The sequence below is a fragment of the Vibrio sp. 378 genome, assembly GCF_033339435.1.
Genome location: NZ_JAWOUO010000490.1, coordinates 1 through 737 on the forward strand (window position 1 = coordinate 1; position 737 = coordinate 737).

Here is a 737-nt window from a genome sequence, read left to right on the forward strand (position 1 = left end):
CTAAGCCCATTCCTCGGCAAAACTCATCGACTGATGCATCAATCCAACTCATCTTCCCACGCTTCCTCTTCTTCTATATCAATGGCTTCGTCTAGCGCCTTTTGTGCGGCTTGTATTAGGTTTTGTCTCTGTTCGTCGTCAGCAAATACATCAACAGGGATGTGTCGTATCAACTTGTGCAGCTCTCGAAAAAAATCGATTTTCTGTTCTATTGCCACCAACTCCATTGATGTTGCGATCTTCCAAATCTCTTCACTGCTGACCCAACGTTGCTCGACCAGAGCAATTACGTCCGCCATCAAATCAGAAGCCTGATAAGCCATGACTCATCCTTTCTGGTTTGAACATTTGAAATAGCCGCCCTACTTGATCTTGCAAGGTGTTCAACGTTTTGAGTTTTTGGATGTCGGACATCAGCAGCTGCAATTTGACGGAGTCAATGTTGCTGCCTTGCACGCTAAGGTCGGCGCTCATGCCTTGCAGCATGAAGTCCACCGCTGTTGAGACTTCTTGCTCACCAAAACGCTCGACAACATCCTGATATGCAGAGCCAAGCCCTTGATAGCTGTGTACCGTATCGCGGTAAAAGCCGCGCAATTGGTGAAGAGAGCTGAACTCTTGCTCTTTGCTAAACTCATCAGCGAAATGAGAAACACGGATTTCGGTGTCGATTTGCGACCAAGAATCCGGGTTCTGCTCGATTTTCAAGATCGCTTGGTCAATCAGCGCCAATAAGT

Annotated in this window: 1 protein-coding gene and 1 pseudogene; both read right to left on the reverse strand. The window is 47.1% G+C overall.

The window, feature by feature from the left end:
• Positions 1–38: 38 nt before the first annotated feature.
• The gene (locus R7Q48_RS27120; RefSeq protein WP_318090184.1) at positions 39–323 is read right to left on the reverse strand and encodes a TyeA family type III secretion system gatekeeper subunit; all 285 of its coding nucleotides are present in this window, start codon (positions 321–323) and stop codon (positions 39–41) included.
• A pseudogene (gene vopN / locus R7Q48_RS27125) lies at positions 304–737 on the reverse strand (SctW family type III secretion system gatekeeper subunit VopN); the annotation flags it as partial. The gene R7Q48_RS27120 and the pseudogene vopN, both read right to left, overlap by 20 nt.